Raw genomic sequence first — 18,738 nt, forward strand, 5'->3', positions numbered from 1 at the left:
TTTTACAACTTTGTTATTTACAACTATTATATCTTGAAAATCATATAGATACAAAATATGTTTTTCGATAGCCTAATTATCTTTATTATTGTCTTGTGTGTAATAATATCGATAACTAGAGGTTTTATAAAAGAGCTATGTGCATTAATGTTCTTGCTCTTATCAGTCTTTTTGACAGCTAGTTACTATGATTTTTTTATTATAAATTATAGTAAGTATTTTGACTCTAAAGTTACACAAAACATACTTTCTACAATCTCTGTATTTATCATACTTAATCTTACATTCATGACAATGAATAACTGGCTAATGTACATATTATCACCTATAAGGTTGGGATTAATGGATAGAGTTACTGGAATCTTTGTCGGAGCACTCAGAGGAATATTGCTTTCTTATGTACTATTTTTTGCTGTGCACTTATATTGCCACACAGTATATGATAAAAAAGAGGGAGAGTCTAAAATAGACGCAGAAGACATATTGCCCAATTGGATAATAAATTCACACTCTTATCAGGCTTTATTTGTTACAACAGAAGAAGTAATTAACATGTATGTACCAGAGTCATTGATACTAAAAATAAAAGAGATCGGTGAGGAAATGGTTGATCAAGAAAAACCTCAAAACAATAAAGAAAAGTGAGTGTTCATTTTCTATAGCTAAATTAGCTTAGACAGCTGTTATCCACAGCAGTGCGACATAGGTTACCAATTCCTATTACTAATCAAACAAAACTGCAAACATTGACGAATAAGTAAATCATCAAAAAAATTTAAATGTATAATTTTAGTGCATCAATGTAATAAAACAAAACTTTTTTAGTGAGTTCAAAATTTTCTAAGGTATTTCCTTCACATCTTGCTGTTATGCAGTTTTGCGTATTTGATACTCTAAGAAGCCACCAACCTTTATCATCAGTTACCTTAATTCCATCAAGCTCTGAAAATACAATGTTTTGCTGCTTTAGTGTCTCCTTGATTGATTCAATTATTTGAAATTTTTTCTCATCCTTCACCACAATTTTCACTTCATGAGTGATATATAACTTTGGTAAATCTTCAATCGCCTCAGATAGGCTTTGGTTTTTCTTAAGTAAAATGTCAATGGCTTTAATAGCAGAATATAGTCCATCATCAAAACCTAACTCAGAAAAGAAAAAATGCCCACTGAGTTCACCGGCAAACTTGGCCCCTTCTTCTACCATCTTTTTCTTAACTAGTGAGTGTCCAGTGGCACAGGTAATTATTTGTCCTCCTAATTTGCTAACGAAATCATGCACTTTCATACTCATTTTTACGTTGGCAATAACTTTGCTTTTTGGGTATTCCGCCAATACTTCACGTGAAAAAATCATAAACAAGTGATCATTGGAAACAACATTACCTTTATTATCAATCAAGCGTACCCTATCACCATCACCATCAAGTGCAATACCAAGATCACATTTATCTTTCTTGACAATACTGATTAACTGAGCAAGATTTTTTTCTTCTATGGGATCTGGGTCATGCAGTGGAAACGTCCCATCTATAGAGTTATTGGTTATGATGTGTATATGACTTGGTAAAACTTTTTCAATATACCTTACAATTGTTGGACTATTGCCAAAATCCCAGGCTATCTTTAGCTTGCGTGTAGTATTATTTTTTAGTGCATTTTTTAATATGTGAATGTATTCACTATATGTATTCGTGTTAATTAAGCTTCCAATTTTCGTGCTGTTTTTAATTGTACTGCCTATAATTTCCTTCATTTCTTGATCTGAGTAAACTTTTTTACTACTGAAAAATTTAAAGCCGTTATATTCTCTGGGGTTATGAGAAGCAGTGATCATAATCCCAAGATCTGCCTGCATTGTTGCAGCGTAGAGCATAGGTGAAGAACAGAGCCCAACGCGTATAACATTCGCACCGGATAAAATCAAGCCTCTGATTAATTCTTTTTCTATGCTTGGTGAATCTATCCTGCTGTCATAGCCTACACAAACGTTAGCTGCAGTTTGACCAAATTTTCTACCTATTTCATACCCATCACTGATCTGCAGGTCTCTGCCTACCACACCTCTAATATCGTATTTTCTTATAATAGTATTGTCCATACTGCACTTCTTGGAGTGGTTAATATATAACATTCCCGCCAAATACTCAAGTTTATTTAACTATAATATTAGTTGATTTTTTAAGAAAATATACTAATATTATAATATAGTTCTCTAAAAATAGAAATTATGCTAAAAGAAAACTTATTTATAGCTGAAAATCAAGGTTTAGATGTAGATGAGCAAAAGAAAAATGATATTTTAAGTTTCATTGAACCTTGCAACAATTTTCAGGATTTTATAAAAAAATTAGAGGAAGAAAACTTAATTTGGTATTTTATTGGCCCTTTACGCAAAGATAAGGACATTAAAGAACAGATAAATTTAAAGTGGGAAAATGAGTTTCAAAAGTTTGAGCAATCAATAACTGCAACACATAAAAAATTTGAAGAATCTCTACCAGGTGAAAATTTCTTAGTATATACAACACAAGATAATGAATTTAAAATTAGATTTGAAAATAAAGAAAAACCAATAGAGATTAGCACCCTTTTAAGAGCCAGCGACGAAGGCAAGGTTTATAACCTATCTTTAGGGAAAGATAGTCAAATAACTGCAACCAAAAAAGGCAGCGAAAGGCACTATGATTTTACTGGTTCAAGCTCATGTGAGATGACCATTAACTGGCAAGCTAAGGATTCTAAAGGCAATAGCATAGATTGTAGCATGACTGTAGAAGTAAATTCTAAGGGCATAAAAAGAGTGATTGATGAACCAAAATTTGGAGAAATAACTGACCCAGAAGAGGTATTAAAATTAGTTGAGCAGAATAAAGAAGTTTTTATCAACGAAAAAACTCTGCATCAAGCTTTTACTGACATGGGCAAAAGTGTGAACGAGCAGCAAACGCTGGCAGAGGAAATATTTACAAAAGATCCACCACAGTCACCTATACCAAGTAGTAGTGGATATTCTTCTCCTGATTCGCGTAGAAGTTCTTTTTTCACTGAGAGCGAAATTGGTGATGAAGAGTCTGAAATCACTGATGAATACATTGACGACAGTTACGATCAACAAAAAATGCACAAAGATTATGACAGAAAGTATGAGCAAGAGGGATTAAAAGGTGTAGATGAGACTATAAATGAAATTAACAAACTTGCAAAGCAGCGTGATGATCTAATCTCGGAACGTGATTACCTGAAAAATGAAATTAACGAACAACAGGAAGCAATGCTTGAAAGAGATCAAAAAATCAAGGAACAAGATGCTTCTATTAAGAAGCTTACAGAGAAACTCAAAAAATCAGAAGAACTTAATCAAAATATAGAAAAGGAAGGTGATACAGGAATAAGAACACTAAGTGAAGAAAAGCAAATTTTGGAAGGAAAAGTTAAAAGACTTGAAGCTGAATTAAAAAAAATAATGCAAGAAAAAGATCAAGACATTAAGCAATTAGAACGAAAGGTAAGCACACTAGAACAAAGTCAAAAAGATAAAAATGCTAGAATAACAGATTTAATTAATCAATTGAAAGATAAAGAAAGCGAGATTCAGTCAACAAATAGAATAAATGAGGAACTACAGGAAAAATTTAAGCAAAGTGAAGCTAAGTTAAGTGCACTAGAAAAAAAGAATGCAAATTTGAAAAATAATCTAAAGAAAATATTGGTAGAAGGTTCACAAGATAATCATGAAAAGCAGTTAGCAGAAGAATTGACGGAAGCAAGAAATGAAAACGAAAAATTGACTGATAAAGTAAATCAATTAGCTAGAGAATTAAATCAACTGCAAAAAGAAAAGGGAAATTTAGAAAGGGAAATTTGGCAACTTAAATCTGGAAGATCACTTGCGGATGAGTTCAGTGAAGTAAATGCGAAAGTAGCTACTTCAACTCAAACTGAAGTTGAATATGAAAGTAGAGGAATCGAGGCAAGTGATCACGAAACTACAGTTCCTAAAACACAAGACCAAGGTACACAAGCTGCGGATAAATCTTCAAGCAAAAGAATTAGTAAATTAGGAAAGGAAAATAAAAGTTTGGCTAGGGACAAACTAATGATATCTGAACAATTAAAACAAAAAACAAAAGAGATTGATGAGTTAAAGAAAAATTTAAAACAATTACAAGAAGAAAATACACAACTAAGACAAAAAGCTACTAAAGATAAAGGAGTTAATGCATCATCTTTAACAGGTCAAAAAGAGGCTAAGGAAGAGGAAGATCAAATAAAAAGACCAAAAAACATTATGGATTGGCCTACTCCAATTCCAGACGATAAACCGGAAAAACTGCAAACTCCATTAGAGCCAACTAAGGTAAACACAGAATTATCAGATCCAAGCGCAGTCTCTGCTCAGGCTTCAGAAAAATCTATTTCTTGAAAAGGATAAGTTTTGCTTCAACTATAGCTGATCTAAACGAGACGTCATACCGCAACAATCACTAATTTTCTGTCCTTTCAACAAAACACATCAAGTAAAATCATTTGAGTGCAAATGAACATTGTTAGATGAATTAACCCTAACTTAAGAATCAGATATATACAATATTAGTATGTTTAATTAATAGTGAGGTTAAAAATGTCACCTAGTGAAAAAAACTCTTCAAATTTTGTTGAAACTAAGCAAGATGATCTTAAAATGATTCAAGATTCTTCATTAAATTCAGATATCATTCACGATCCCAAGAAGCTAAAAGACAGAATTATGGATCTAGTAAAAGGAGATACAGAATTCTCTAAAATGAAGCAAGGAGATAAGGCCCTTGTAGTAGGTACAGCAAGTGGATTATTTACAGCAGTGCTACCACTTTTGGCAGTTGGTGCAACACTTGCTATACCAGGTGCTATAGTTGGTCTTACTCTATTTTTCGCTGTGAAAGTTGCTGTAAAAGCAGTTCAATCTGGATATAAAGGGCTCAAATGGTCAGCAGAAAAAACAGTTGAAGGAGCGAAGCATATTGGCGGAAAAATCAAAGATGGTGCTGTATATGCCAAGAATTCGGTAAAAGAAACTGCAAGTTCTGTAAAACAGGCAACACAAGAGAGAGCTAGCTCTACATTAAGAAAAATGGGGGATAACATTCAAAACCTTGGAAGGAAGATGAGTGATAGTGGTGCAAGCATGTCTAGTTTAGATGGCATCGCATATTCAATAGGTAATGAAGATCAAACTGTTATTTTGAAAACAAAAGAAAAAACGAGAAGTTTTAATAGTGTAAAGGAAATGTTTGTCAAGGAAGTTTTTGAAGACAAAGGTGTGAATAGCTCTGCTTTAACTAGGAAAATATTTTCTAAGCTGGGGGAAAAAATATTAGAGAAAGCTTATTCTGTTGATGGTCAACACAGTGCCAAAAAGGACCAGTTGATCAACCGATTGAAGCAGCAAATAGATTTTATCAATAAATTAGATGCTAAGAAGTTGCAACATTTGTTAGCTAAAGATAATAGCAGCCTATATGAAATTTTTTCTGAACATCATAATGAGATTAAGGAAGTTATTAAAAGATGCAAGGAAGAGCATACTCTTTTTAATACTTTAGAAAGGCTTAATAAGTCAGCAAAAAGGCATAAAGCAAGTTCTATGAATTCACTGGAAAATAGCTTATCAGGTAGTAGTTCAACGAGTTCTATAAGTACTGTTAGCAGCAAAGCAGAATTATTAAATCCTAATGAGCATAAGGAAGTAAAAGAACCTACTTCATTTTGGAGCAAGTGGTCATCATCACTAAAAGGTGGCAAAAAGCCAGAGAAAGTTACTTGCACAGGATATAAAAGGATTTCTGAGGATGAGATGCCATCTGCAGAGATAAGAAATAGCCACTTTTATGTTGCTCCGGAGAAACCGCTAAGAAGCAATTCAATGGGTTCTTTAAGCACTGACAGTACTGCTACAACTTCTAGCTTTGCCAGTTACCGTCGTAATCCTGATAGTGGGTTCAATTCACCAAGTTCTTCTCCGCAACATGGGATACTCACTAAGGAAAATGGTGAGTTAAAAACCCAAGCTGACTTAAGAAAGACAGGTTCTTTGGACAAATTGGTGGGACCTTCTTCAGCAGTAACTATTGACACTGATGTAGAGCAGCAAGCTCCAAAAACGAATGAAAGACAGTAAACAAAATTACCTACTTTCTTCAAAAGGATGTTACTCAATGAGTAACATCCTTTTTTCCATTTGATCAAAAACATTCGCTTGTTTATGATCAATTTTTCATTACTAGGCCAACTATTGAGTTTCTCTTGCCTTTTTTCTAGGTTATGCAAGAAACTTGAAAAATAAAATTTTTATTCAATAATTTGTGTATAAGGGATATTATTTTACTGCTAGCGAAATAAACCAGAATGAAGTCTATTTTATTGACAAGGCCTTTATTAGATTCGTTGAGCACAAGAAGCACACTAAAAAAATATGGATACAAAGTTTTTATAGAGCCAGTATTCACAATAAAGTACTTAAATCCTGATATATCCGCGCACGAATTTGATGTTGTGATATCTACAAGTAAAAACAGTGTAAAGGCTTTCAGTCAAATATGCAAAGAGGATAACTTTTCGATTATTACAGTTGGTAATTCAACTATGCAGGCTGCAAAAAATTTGGGATTTTCCGATATAATCTCAGCAGACAGCAACGTTGATGGTCTGATATCATTCATAAAATCTCATTATTCAAATGCAATAAAGTTCTTATATATAAGGGGACAAGAAGTATCATGTGACCTAAAAAAAAGATTATCTGAAGAAGGTTTTAACGTAAGAGAAGTTGTACTCTATAAAACAATTACTAAAAGGAGTCTAACTAATAGGTGTAAAAATTTACTATTGGACGGTAAAATTGATAGCGTTGCTTTTTTTTCCTCACAAACTGCAAGGGTATTTTGTTCATTAGTTCTAAAAAGTGGGCTATCTCCTGTGATGAATAATACAGTTGCATATACCATGAGTAAAAACATTGCTGATAGTTTAAAGTTAATCAAGTGGAAAAAAATTATAACATCGAGGTTGCCCACAGGGGAGAGTTTAATTGATATAATTAATAAGGATTGTTGATGCTAAAGATTGCAACTTGGAATGTAAACTCCATACGTAAAAGAATTAACCAACTTTGTAGTTTTATAGTTGATAGTCAGATAGATATAGTTTTGCTGCAAGAGATAAAATGTACAGAAGAGCAATTTCCTTATGCAGAGATAGAAAAGTTAGGATATGAATATGCTGTCTATGGACAGGTTGCAAGAAATGGTGTTTGTGTTTTATCTAAATATCCAATACTGGAAAAATTAAAAATTGATGTTGTAGAGAGTCATCAAGAAGCACGTTATATAGAGTGTGTGATAAAACACACCAATAATAAGATAAGGGTAGGAAGTTTATACGTGCCCAATGGTCAAAGCTTGGACTCCCAAGCATTTGAATATAAACTCAAGTTTTTTGATAACCTATATGAAAGGATGGGCACTTTGTTGAAAAATGAAGAGTTAACTATTATAGCTGGCGATTATAATGTTGCACTGGATGAAATTGATGTTTTTGATTCAAATTTATTAAATGGCCAAGTGTGCTTTCATATAAAAGAGCGTGAGAAATTAAGAGCGATCTTGAATCTTGGTTTTAAAGATGCATTTAGAATATCTCACCTCAACTTACAACAATTCACTTGGTGGAATTATCAAGGTAATTCACTCAAAAACAATCAAGGAATGCGAATAGATCATATGCTGCTATCGCCACAAGCTGCAGATAAATTGGAAACATGTTACATAGATGATAGGTTGCGTAAACTAGAAAACCCATCTGATCATACTCCCGTTGTATGTGTTATAAAACAATAAAAGAACTATTACACAATTCACCTTTGGCAAATAGGTCTTAATTGACTGCTGTCTTTTCTGTGCTTTTGGCTGGCTGATCTATAGTAATTTTTCCATCAAGCATAGTAAGCTGCTCACCCCCTTTATTTCCCACCTGAGAAGCTTGTTTCGGAGTAGGTTGTTTTTTACTCCCGTCAGCAATTGTTTCAAGAGGTCTTTCAATTGGGGTTTTTAAAATATCATCAATACCCTTGTAAATTTTTTCATTCAATTTTTCTCTCTTTTCTATATCATCTTTATCTGGTGAGCTAGGGTCATATAAAGTACCTGGCCTATTATTTGAAAAAAGAACTTCAATTCCTCCCTTTACAGCAAATATTGTACCAATAACAGCAGCAATTATCGCAAGTGTAGTAGGACCAAAAATTAATATTGAAGCAATGGAAAAAAGAATAGGAAGAAAAACTTTACGTAAGAACTTTGTTACCATCTCTTCATCACTAAGTAGTGGTTTATCCTCTTCTTCCTTAACATCTAAAACTTTTCCAAGACCTGGTATTTTTTTTAATAATCCTCTTCCAGGTATTTTACGCTTAACAAAATCAACAACCCAATCCCTAGCTTCTGTACCACGTACATCATCTAAGCATCCTTCTACTATTTGCTTTACTTTACTATCTTCCTCTCCAGCTAATTTTTTCTCTCTAATTTCTTTAAGCACAGAAAGTAAAAACTGACAAAAATTCTCTTCACTGAGTGGTCTTATCTTTTCTGGATTGACATTATTAAGTAGTATGTACTCATAATCTGATATGAAAACATTAGTTATTCGTGGGCTCTCCTGTGATTTGGCTTTATCTTGTAATGCTTCCATGAAGGCATCATAAATTGCCTTATGTTCTTCTTTGAAAATTATCTCACTTTCCTTTATAGGTGATTTTGAAGACTCTGCTTTTACTGGTGGAACTGTCATGGTTGACCTATTTCATTTACCCATGCCATAATTATAGCATATTTTTCGTATTAGTTCAAATTTCTTAGAACCTGTCTTGAAAGAGAAAAAAAGAAAAGAATAAAGCAAAAAATAGAAAAGTAACAAATGATATAAGTGATAAGGGAATGTAAAAAATTGCTTCCATATATTTTAAATCTGATTATAATTACAGTAAGAGATATTTTAAGAGCTCAAAAACTTATCTTTGTCTGCAGACTTTTTCTACTAAACAATCAAATTAATTAAAAAATGTAGTGTATCTTCTTCAGTGTATACACGTATACTTAATCTCTGTCGTATGTGCGCCGCACTTTTTTCTAATCTTTTTTTTACACAGGGGGATTTTATGTCCAGAATTCCAGATATTTGACCTTTACTTTAGCTAAAAACCAATAGGCGCCTATAGTTTAACGCTAATTAAAATAAAAATTTTTCTAATATATAGAAGAATCACTGTTTACTGAAAACGGGGCAAGAAAGCTGCTAATGTCACAGAATTTTAGGTAAATGTTGGTTGCTTGACGTATGAGTGTACTCTCCTTACTTCAAGAAATATTTAATATGACTATGCTTGTTAATTAAGTCCTTTCAAGACAGGTTCTTAGGGTCTACGGTATAATTAAGAAAAGCCCCAGTTGTCGCTAATTTTTATTTCTACTTCAAGTGGTATAGAAATTTCTACTGCATTTTCCATTATATCTTTCATAAGTTTTGCTGTTTCTTGTACCTTGTCGTCCTCTACTTCAACTAGTAGCTCATCGTGGACTTGGAGGATTATTTTACCTGACTTTAACTGATCAAAAAGCCGAATCATCGCGCGTTTTATTATATCAGCGGCAGTTCCCTGCAGTGGTGCATTTATTGCTGCCCTTTCTGCAAATTGTCTTAGATAAGGAATTTTATTGTTGATGTCTCTTACAAAACATCTTCTACCAAACAAAGTCTCTACATAACCATGATTTCTCGCGATAGATACTGCTTTTTCCATATAGACCTTTATTTCTGGGTAACAAGAAAAATAGTAATTAATGTATTCAGCAGCCTCTTGAAAGGTAATGCCAAGTCGCTTTGCAAGGCCAAATGGACTAATGCCATATATAATGCCAAAATTAATGGTTTTTGCTTTGCGTCTTAATTGCTCATCTATTTCTTGCACTCCAAAAACTTGTCTTGCAGTGATATCATGAATATCTTGCCTGTTTGCAAAAGCTTCTTTAAATGCGGTAACATTTGCAACGTGTGCCAGGATTTTTAATTCTATTTGTGAATAGTCAGCAGAAATTATCTTGCAACCTTTTGGCACAATAAAGGCTTGCCTGATAAGACTACCTTCTTCGCTTCTGATAGGAATATTTTGTAAATTAGGATTGCTAGAGCTCAGCCTTCCAGTTGCAGTTGTGGTTATTGAAAAGCTTGTATGTATCCTACCATCAAGCGGATCAACCTGTTTTATTAACGCGTCAGTATAGGTACCCTTTAATTTACTTGAATGTCGCCAACTTAAAATTTTACCTGCGATTTCTGTCCCCTCCTCTTCAAGTGCCTCTAGAACTTCAGAGTTTGTGCTATAAGACCCAGATTTTGACTTTTTCTTTTTACTTAGCTCCATTTTATTAAACAAAACATCACTTAATTGTTTTGGCGATGCAATGTTGAATTTTTCTCCTGCTAAATTATGTATATCGTTTTCAAGTACAGCAATTAGCTGCTCAAACTTATCAGACAATTCCTGTAGTTTTTGAATATTGAGCAGTATTCCATTTTGCTCCATATCAAATATTACTTTCATGAGAGGTCTATCAAAGCGCTCGTAAATCGTAAAAAGTTTTTCCTGAAATAATCTTTGTGTCAGTTTCTCATGGATCGCTATTAAAATTTTTGCCGAGAAAGTTTCTACATTTTTACTTAAATTGTGTGCAATTATGTTTGGAATGCTGTGATCATGCTTACCTGTGTCAAGGCTGTATGACATGATCATCAGGTCATCAATTGAGTCTAGCACTCTCTCTATTGTAGGAAATATTTCTCTGATCTTTCTAATATCATGTACTATTTTAAGCACCCCATTTGAAAATAAAGTTGAATTTATTATAGTAAGTGCATCTTGTAGGCAGCTTTGATCTATGTAGAAAATATTATCCTCACTACAAGATAAGGAGATTTTGTTCAATCTATTGTTTTCAAAGTGGCAATGAATTGCAATTTTACCTTCATATCTGCAATGCTCCAAAAATTTTTCTAATTCTTCACTACTATATTCTATTTTCTCTTTTGTGCTAGATCCACTATAAGAAAAGAGCTTTTCTACTTTTCCTATCAATGAATTAAATTCATATTTCTTCAAAAAGGATAACAATTTTTCCATATTTGGAGGATGGACTTCATATTTTACAATATCATGTTGAAGATCTACTTTTTTGCATAGTGACAAAAGTTCTCTTGAAATTAGTGCTTTTTCCTTATGCTCAGTAAGAATATTACGAACTCTTGTTTGCTCAATGTTATTGATGTTTTCTATAATGTTATCCAACGAATCAAATTTATCCAGCAATTTAGCTGCAGTTTTTGGGCCTATTCCTGGAACGCCTGGAATGTTATCAGATGCATCTCCAGTTAGAGAAAATAAATCAAGAAGCTTATTTGAATTTACACCAAATTTTTCTATCACTTGTTTTTCATCTATGTATATATTTTTAATAGGATCAAATATTAGAATGTTGTAATTCAAAAGTTGAAATAAGTCTTTATCTGATGAGACTACTACTACTTTAAAGTCTTCGTGGTTGGCATATTTTGCAGCTAGTGTTGCAATTATGTCATCTGCTTCATAGCCTTCAATCTCTTCATAGCTGAAGTTAAAAGCTTCTACCGCTTCTCTCAGTATTGTAAATTGTGGAATTAGATCCTCAGGAGGTGTTACTCTGTTTGCTTTGTACTCAGAATATAAACTGTGCCTGAAATTTTTTTTGCCAGAATCAAGTGCTATAGTTAAGTAGTCCGAATGGGAAATATACTTCAGAACCATATTAAGAAAACCGTACACAGCACCTACTGGAATACCAGCTGTGGTAGTCAAATGATGCAAAACGTAATAAGCTCTGAAAAGAAAACCATAACCATCAATGATTGTGAAAGTTTTTTCTTTCATTGTAGATATTTATGTGTGCCTTTGATGGTCTGTTATTTAGCTATAAAAATCAAGCTCTTGTTTCCTATAGCCAAAATAATCATAATGCTATAGTTACTATAAGAAAACATATTACGTAAGGGAATTAACTATTCTGCCACAATTTTGCTCTATCACACTTGCCATATTTAATATTCCAGCTTCATCGTAATAATTTCCAATTACTTGCAAAGCAAGTGGTAAGCCTTCATTGGAAAGTCCAACAGGAACAGAAATAGCAGGTAACCCCGCTAAGCTTGCCGGCACGGTAAACACATCATTGATGCACATAATTAGCGGGTCTGGCTTTTCATTTAAGCCAAAAGCTTCTGTTGGAGCAGATGGCACAAGTATGTAATCTATTTTTTCAAACGCTTTTATAAAATCATTTCTAATTAATGCCCTAATGCACTGTGCTTTTTCATAATACTCATTGTAATGACCTGAAGAAAGCGCATAAGCACCAATTAAAATTCTCCTTTTCACTTCTTTACCAAAACCTTCTGCTCTTGTTAGCGAATACATTTCTTCAAGGGTATCAGCATCAACCCTGAATCCGTAACGTACACCATCATAGCGAGCAAGGTTAGATGAAGTTTCAGCAGAACAAATTAGATAGTAAACCGGTATCGCATATTTAGTATGAGGCAGAGTAATGTCAACAACTTCAGCACCGTTTTCTTTTAAATAGGAAGCAATTTTTTCCCAATGATGAACGATTTCATCTAAAATTCCATCCATCTTATACTCTTTTGGTATACCAATGCGCTTACCCTTAATATCACCATTTATAAAACTGGAAAATTTAGGCACTGGCCTTTTGCTCGATGTTGAATCTTTTTCATCATAGCCACAAATTATTTCAAGCATTAATGCTGAATCAGAAACGGAACGAGTAATTACTCCTGCTTGATCGAGAGAACTTGCAAACGCAATCATACCAAAACGCGAACACCTTCCATAAGTTGGCTTTATTCCAACAACTCCACAATAAGCTGCTGGTTGGCGTACAGAACCACCAGTATCGCTTCCTAATGCTCCAGCGCATAAAAACCCAGCAACTGATGCTGCAGATCCACCAGATGATCCACCAGGAACAACTTTTTCTCCGTCACTTTTTCTAATCCATACATTTTTAACAGGACCAAAATAGCTGTTTGTGTTCGCAGAACCCATAGCAAACTCATCCATGTTAAGTTTACCAAGCATGGCTGCTCCATTTTTTAAAAGCAAGTTAGATACCGTAGATTCATAAGTCGGGATGAAATTTTCCAGCATTTTTGAGCATGCTGTTGTTTTTATTCCTTTTGTACAGAATAAATCTTTAACACCAACTGGTATGCCCATAAGTGGTAAAATATTATCTTTTTGTTTCAAGAAGTATTCATCTGCTATTTTAGCAGCTTTTATCGCGATTTCTGGGGTTTTTGTTACAAATGCATTTAGTTGCTCATTTTCAACTGCATTAACATGCGTCTCTACAAGCTCAACAGCAGAAAAATCCCCCCGCCTAAGTCCATCATGCATCTCTGTAATAGTGAGCCTTCTCAATTCATTCATTAATATTCAATTTTAGCGAGGCATTAATTATAACAACAATAGGACAGAAAATCTATATATTTATGATCGAAAACGGGAATACAACCGAGATCAATTCAGATTTCTGAAATGGATTGGTTAGTAGTACGTTTTAAATAGCCGGTTTGGCACACAATGCTAAGCCATAAGGGTTTAGCGTTTCTAAAATCAAATATCAACATCATGCACATTAAGTGCATTGTTATTTATAAAGTCACGACGTGGTTCAACTATATCACCCATTAGCACCGAGAATATGCTATCTGCTTCTTCACAATCTTTTATTTCAACTTTTAGCAGAGTTCTAGTTTCTGGATTGAGTGTAGTTTCCCAAAGCTGATCAGCATTCATTTCACCAAGGCCTTTAAATCTCTGCAGAGTTAAACCTTTTTTACCATAATCCATCACTATTTTTGCGAGTGCACTTGGAGACTTTATTTTTATTTCAGTTTCTTGTGACTGTAAAAATGAATCACCATTAAATAAGTCAATTATGTTATCAAGAGAACTCAATATATTCCGTATTTCTTTGCTTTCAAGCATACTAAGCGAGAATACATATTTGTCTGCTAACCCTTGAAACAATTTAGCAATGTGAATTTCCTCATCTTTTACTTCTACTTCCCAATTATATTCACTATACATCAATTTTAAATATTTTAATATCTCATCAGCAGACAATAGAGCATTCTTTTTGCTTAAAATTAGCAATGATTCTAAGAGATCTTTTGGTATTTCCCTATCATAATTTTTGCTAATGTTTGAAATACTGAGGCAGTTATTCAAAACGAAACGCAAATCTTTGCCTACACCATTTAATGTTAATCTTTTAATCGCTGAATTTACTATATACTCTTCAAAATTTTCATCATCTTTGATATAAGTATCTTTAGCATTTTTTGTAACTTTATAGAGCGGTGGCTGCGCTATGTATAAATATCCTTTTTCAATTACTTCACGCATATGTCTAAAAAAGAAAGTTAGAATCAAAGTTCTTATATGCGAGCCATCAACATCTGCGTCTGTCATAATGATAATTTTATGATACCTAGTTTTTTCAATATCGAAGTGCTCACTCCCTATTCCAGCCCCAATTGCCGTGATCAGAGAGCCAATTTCTGCAGATGAAAAAATACGATCCAGCCCTGCACGTTCTACGTTTAGAATTTTCCCTCTTAAAGCAAGTACCGCCTGTGTTTTACGATTACGTCCCTGCTTTGCAGTACCACCTGCGGAATTACCCTCTACTATAAACAATTCCGATAACTCAGGAACTTTTTCCTGACAATCGGCAAGCTTTCCAGGTAGAGTTGCAATATTAATATTGTTTTTATTTTTAACTAACTCTCGTGCTTTTCTTGCGGCTTCTCTTCCTTTTGCTGACCTAATCGCTCTTTCTACTATACTTGCTGCTAACTTGGGGTCAGTTTCAAGTATTGTACTCAACTTGTCAAAAACTATGCTCTCTACAACTGCCCGCGCTTCAGAACTGACCAATTTATCTTTTGTCTGTGAAGAAAATTTAGGATCAGGCATCTTGAGAGATAAAACACAAGTTAAGCCTTCTCTAACATCTTCTCCAGTCAAATTCACTTTTGCCTTCTTCAAAAAACCTTCATTGTTTGCATAGTTATTGATACATCTGGTTAGTGCAGATCTAAACCCCGCCAAATGCGTACCACCATCCCGTTGTCTTATATTATTTGTGAAGCATAGCATATTCTCATAGTAGGAATCATTCCACTCCATTGATATTTCTACACTGGTACCTATATCTTTTACATTATCTCTAATGCTGGCAATTTTAGTAACATGTGTCTTATTCTTGTCTAAGTACCGTACAAAATTAGCTGTACCAAAATTATCTTCAGACTCTTTACTATCGTTAAAATGAGACTTTACATGTGGTTTATTACGGAGATCACACAAAATGATCTCAATATTTGAGTTTAAAAATGCCAATTCTCTGATGCGACTCTCAAGAGTGGAGTAACTAAAATCAATACTACTAAAAGTCCCCGTTGATGGCATAAACGTTACTCTAGTTCCTCTTTTATTTTTGTTTTCATTAATTACCTTTAAAGATTCAACAGACTCACCATCTTCAAAGCGTATGAAATATTCCTTCTTATTGCGCCAGATGGTTAATTCCAGCCAACTCGATAACGCATTAACAACTGAAATTCCAACACCATGTAATCCTCCAGAAACCTTATAGGTATTGCTGTCAAATTTACCTCCTGCATGCAATTGGGTCATTATTACTTCTGCTGCTGATATTCCTTCCTCTGTGTGAATGTCTGTTGGAATGCCACGACCATTGTCGGTTACAGAAACTGAACCATCTTCATTTATGCTAACTTCAATCTTACTGCAATACCCAGCCAAAGACTCATCTATCGCATTGTCAACAACCTCGTACACCATATGGTGCAGACCAGATCCATCATCAGTATCACCAATGTACATACCTGGACGCTTTCTTACAGCATCAAGACCTCTTAGGATTTTTATTGCGTCAGCGTTGTAGTTACTTTCCATGGAATTGCTTTATTTATAAATATTAATTAATATTACATTTGTATGTGCTGATTAGCAACATCTTTAAGTTGAGAGAAGGATTCTTGACATATAGATAAAATATAATACATCACCTACACGAAGTGGTTTTACATGTTATTTCAATACATAAACTTAAGTTCAAATAATCATACAAAACTCTGCTTCATATTTCAAGATAAATGGCTACAATCAAATACAATTTACCTTCTTCTTTCAATTGGACTTTCTAGATCAACACCGGATAAGTTGCTCATACACTCTTTTAATATTTCATTCTTTTTATCATTGTTTAATCTATTGCTGAACTCTTGACACCTTCTCTCAAGAGCTGAATGCGTAGTCATAATATACCTTACTGTTTTAGATGATAACTTTGGTAACTCGCTACGGATCCTTTCTTGTGATTTTCCAGAGAAATTGGTGAAATTGGCTTTGGCCATTTCAGGGAATTTTTGTGTGATCGTTTCTTTTATCATTTCTCTAGCCTCTTCTCCATCGAGTGTAATAACCACTGATGGATGTAAGCCAGATAAAGACTCAAATAATTTATTGTATGTTCCACCTGCACAACTTTGACCTTGATTACCGTAAGTTGTTGCAGCGTCTACAAGACCTTTTAAAAACATATCTTTTCTGTTTTTTATGTCTTCATCATTCAAAGGAGTTCTTTGATTTTCTGTCCCTGTATTTCTATCATTCAGGCTTTCCAACATAAAATAGCTGCTTGCTTTAGTGTTAACTTACTATGATTGTCTTTAAAATTATCTCCTGTTCTATTGATAAATCTTAAGCATTCAAGTGCATGAGATTTATCGCCTTCTGTAAATTCATTTGACTGTGTGATGTACTCTTCAATGTCGGTTGTGTTGCCTCTATTTAGCTGTATATAGAATTCATCTTTGCTTAAATTCTCTTTATACTTTTCTATGAGTCTATCAACACTCAAGTTTATACTAGCAACTGCACTTGGGTCATGAGTAGTTTGTGCCATAAAAGGAATGGCTGCTAAATCTTGAAAGAAAATAGGCCTTTCTTCCTCTGGAATTTGTTGTATTAAATCGTTAAACTGCTGTATTTCTTCAATGAGTGATTTGTTTAGCAACCATAACCACAATATAGGCAGTACCAAAAGCACACAGGAATTAATAATGTGTATAATTAAAAAAATGCTTAATGTTATTCTAATAACATTTTTTAGCCACGCTGATAATCTTTTTTCATTTTCCCTTGGTTTGAAAAAATAATTTACTAATGATAAATACAAAGAGAGCTGTACAAGAAGAAAAAATGAAGGAATTATACTTACTAATAGAACTATATTAATGAATCTTTTAATTTTATTAGTGTTGTTGTAAGCATTTTGCACTCTTTCTATTAAAGCCTGTACTCTATTTCTATTTTGCTGTTGATTATTATTTTGACCTGCAAACACACCCTATTCTAACATTAATATGTCATGCTATAGAAAGAATGTAAATAAAGCAAGGAATTTAGAGCTGCTTTTATTTTTGTTTGATTGGGGATACCACTTCTATACTTTCCGCTCCATCTAAGGTACTATTTGTTTTTTCTACAGTAATCTTGGGAGTTACTTTATTCTCGATATCTGCTCCATATGAGCTAAGTACTTCAATGGCCTTTTCATTCCCACTATTGAGTGCAATATCCAAGGCATCCATTCCAGCTTTATTTTTGTGATTGATAAAATCCTTCAACTGATCTCTACCAAAGCTTTCTATATATTGTTTAATGATGAGTTCCACTACTTTTCCAGGACAATTATTAGCAGCAGGAAAAAGTATTGTGTTGTTATTATTATCTTTTTTCGTTATGTCTGCTTTGAGTTTATTTATCAAATACTCGATAACTTCTACTCTGCTATCATTCTTTGCTTCAGTGCATTGCCTAATAGCTAAAAATAAAGCTGTACGCCCATTATTATCAATATCTTCAATATTCTGTCCCTTGTCAACTAAGGCTTGTATTACACTTTTATTTCCATATAAAGTAGCAAGGTGAAAAGGTGTATGTCCTTCAGTGCTTTCTCTTTCATCAATTGACGCACCATTGCTCGCTAGCAATTCTATAAACTCTGGCGTGTTTGCAAAAATTGCAAGGTGCATTGGTGTTAAGTCATCTTTGCCATGATTTCCAGTTTTTGCGTTAACGTTTGCTCCGTTATTTATCAGCAATTTCGCTATTTCAAACTGCTTATACCCGATAGCAACATGCAGTGGCGTACGATTACGTTCATAATTATCATTGACGTTTGCACCAGACTTTATTAGTAGCTCTGTAGCTTCAATATCACCCATCCGAATTGCAGAGTATAAGGAAGGAGATTCATCTTTTTCTATTTCCCCTGTCATACGAAATTGCGAACATATTAATTCATAGATTATTAAGGATTATTATTAAGTTTTTATTAAAATAATATTAATAATAGTTAAAAAACTTCAATTTTTATTAAAAAATTTACATCTATCAGCGATTTTATAAGCAAATGTTTATATAATAATTCGAAAAGTGAAACAGTAAAAAAAAGCTTTTCATGAGAAATTATAAATGATAAATTGTTAATA

At 33.6% G+C, this 18,738-nt stretch carries 13 protein-coding genes; 5 read left to right on the forward strand and 8 right to left on the reverse strand.

All coding sequences use genetic code 11. The features are described from left to right. Window positions 1-57 precede the first annotated feature (57 nt). The gene (locus OPR44_RS07185; RefSeq protein WP_211907805.1) at window positions 58-645 is read left to right on the forward strand and encodes a CvpA family protein; all 588 of its coding nucleotides are present in this window, start codon (window positions 58-60) and stop codon (window positions 643-645) included. A 130-nt stretch (window positions 646-775) separates the two neighbouring features. On the opposite strand, the gene OPR44_RS07190 is transcribed toward OPR44_RS07185, so the two are convergent. Beyond that, window positions 776-2,101, reverse strand: coding sequence for a phosphomannomutase/phosphoglucomutase (locus OPR44_RS07190; RefSeq protein ID WP_264374601.1), 1,326 nt, complete (start codon window positions 2,099-2,101; stop codon window positions 776-778). A 129-nt stretch (window positions 2,102-2,230) separates the two neighbouring features. Here OPR44_RS07190 and OPR44_RS07195 point away from each other — a divergent pair, with 129 nt between their 5' ends. The 4 genes from OPR44_RS07195 to OPR44_RS07210 all read left to right on the forward strand — a co-directional run bounded on the left by OPR44_RS07195 (window position 2,231) and on the right by OPR44_RS07210 (window position 7,877). Beyond that, entirely contained in the window at window positions 2,231-4,426 is a 2,196-nt protein-coding gene (locus OPR44_RS07195) for a coiled-coil domain-containing protein (protein ID WP_265014814.1), read from the forward strand. Between the two features lie 198 nt (window positions 4,427-4,624). Further along, window positions 4,625-6,160, forward strand: coding sequence for an actin-bundling T4SS effector WalE1 family protein (locus OPR44_RS07200; protein WP_265014815.1), 1,536 nt, complete (start codon window positions 4,625-4,627; stop codon window positions 6,158-6,160). A 227-nt stretch (window positions 6,161-6,387) separates the two neighbouring features. Further along, entirely contained in the window at window positions 6,388-7,095 is a 708-nt protein-coding gene (locus OPR44_RS07205) for a uroporphyrinogen-III synthase (protein ID WP_064085243.1), read from the forward strand. Continuing rightward, window positions 7,095-7,877 (forward strand): exodeoxyribonuclease III, encoded by a 783-nt coding sequence (locus OPR44_RS07210; RefSeq protein WP_265014816.1) that lies wholly within the window; start codon window positions 7,095-7,097, stop codon window positions 7,875-7,877. Before OPR44_RS07205 ends, OPR44_RS07210 begins: the two co-directional genes overlap by 1 nt. A gap of 37 nt (window positions 7,878-7,914) precedes the next feature. On the opposite strand, the gene OPR44_RS07215 is transcribed toward OPR44_RS07210, so the two are convergent. The 7 genes from OPR44_RS07215 to OPR44_RS07245 form a co-directional block, all read right to left on the reverse strand. After that, window positions 7,915-8,829 (reverse strand): hypothetical protein, encoded by a 915-nt coding sequence (locus tag OPR44_RS07215; RefSeq protein WP_265014817.1) that lies wholly within the window; start codon window positions 8,827-8,829, stop codon window positions 7,915-7,917. A 640-nt stretch (window positions 8,830-9,469) separates the two neighbouring features. Next, window positions 9,470-11,998, reverse strand: coding sequence for a DNA polymerase I (gene polA, locus OPR44_RS07220; RefSeq protein ID WP_265014818.1), 2,529 nt, complete (start codon window positions 11,996-11,998; stop codon window positions 9,470-9,472). Window positions 11,999-12,109: 111 nt separating this feature from the next. After that, complete coding sequence (gatA, locus tag OPR44_RS07225; RefSeq protein ID WP_265014819.1) at window positions 12,110-13,576, reverse strand: Asp-tRNA(Asn)/Glu-tRNA(Gln) amidotransferase subunit GatA; 1,467 nt, start codon at window positions 13,574-13,576, stop codon at window positions 12,110-12,112. A 186-nt stretch (window positions 13,577-13,762) separates the two neighbouring features. Beyond that, the gene (gene gyrB, locus OPR44_RS07230; RefSeq protein WP_265014820.1) at window positions 13,763-16,135 is read right to left on the reverse strand and encodes a DNA topoisomerase (ATP-hydrolyzing) subunit B; all 2,373 of its coding nucleotides are present in this window, start codon (window positions 16,133-16,135) and stop codon (window positions 13,763-13,765) included. A gap of 221 nt (window positions 16,136-16,356) precedes the next feature. Next, complete coding sequence (locus OPR44_RS07235) at window positions 16,357-16,869, reverse strand: hypothetical protein (protein WP_265014821.1); 513 nt, start codon at window positions 16,867-16,869, stop codon at window positions 16,357-16,359. Continuing rightward, window positions 16,854-17,588: a hypothetical protein gene (locus tag OPR44_RS07240; RefSeq protein ID WP_265014822.1), complete on the reverse strand. Its 735-nt coding sequence runs from the start codon at window positions 17,586-17,588 to the stop codon at window positions 16,854-16,856. Before OPR44_RS07240 ends, OPR44_RS07235 begins: the two co-directional genes overlap by 16 nt. Window positions 17,589-17,658: 70 nt before the next feature. Next, a complete protein-coding gene (locus OPR44_RS07245; RefSeq protein ID WP_265014823.1) occupies window positions 17,659-18,525 on the reverse strand; it encodes an ankyrin repeat domain-containing protein in 867 nt (288 codons plus the stop codon). Window positions 18,526-18,738 lie beyond the last annotated feature (213 nt).

It is taken from the genome of Wolbachia endosymbiont (group B) of Camptogramma bilineatum (genome assembly GCF_947251825.1).
Classification (GTDB): domain Bacteria; phylum Pseudomonadota; class Alphaproteobacteria; order Rickettsiales; family Anaplasmataceae; genus Wolbachia.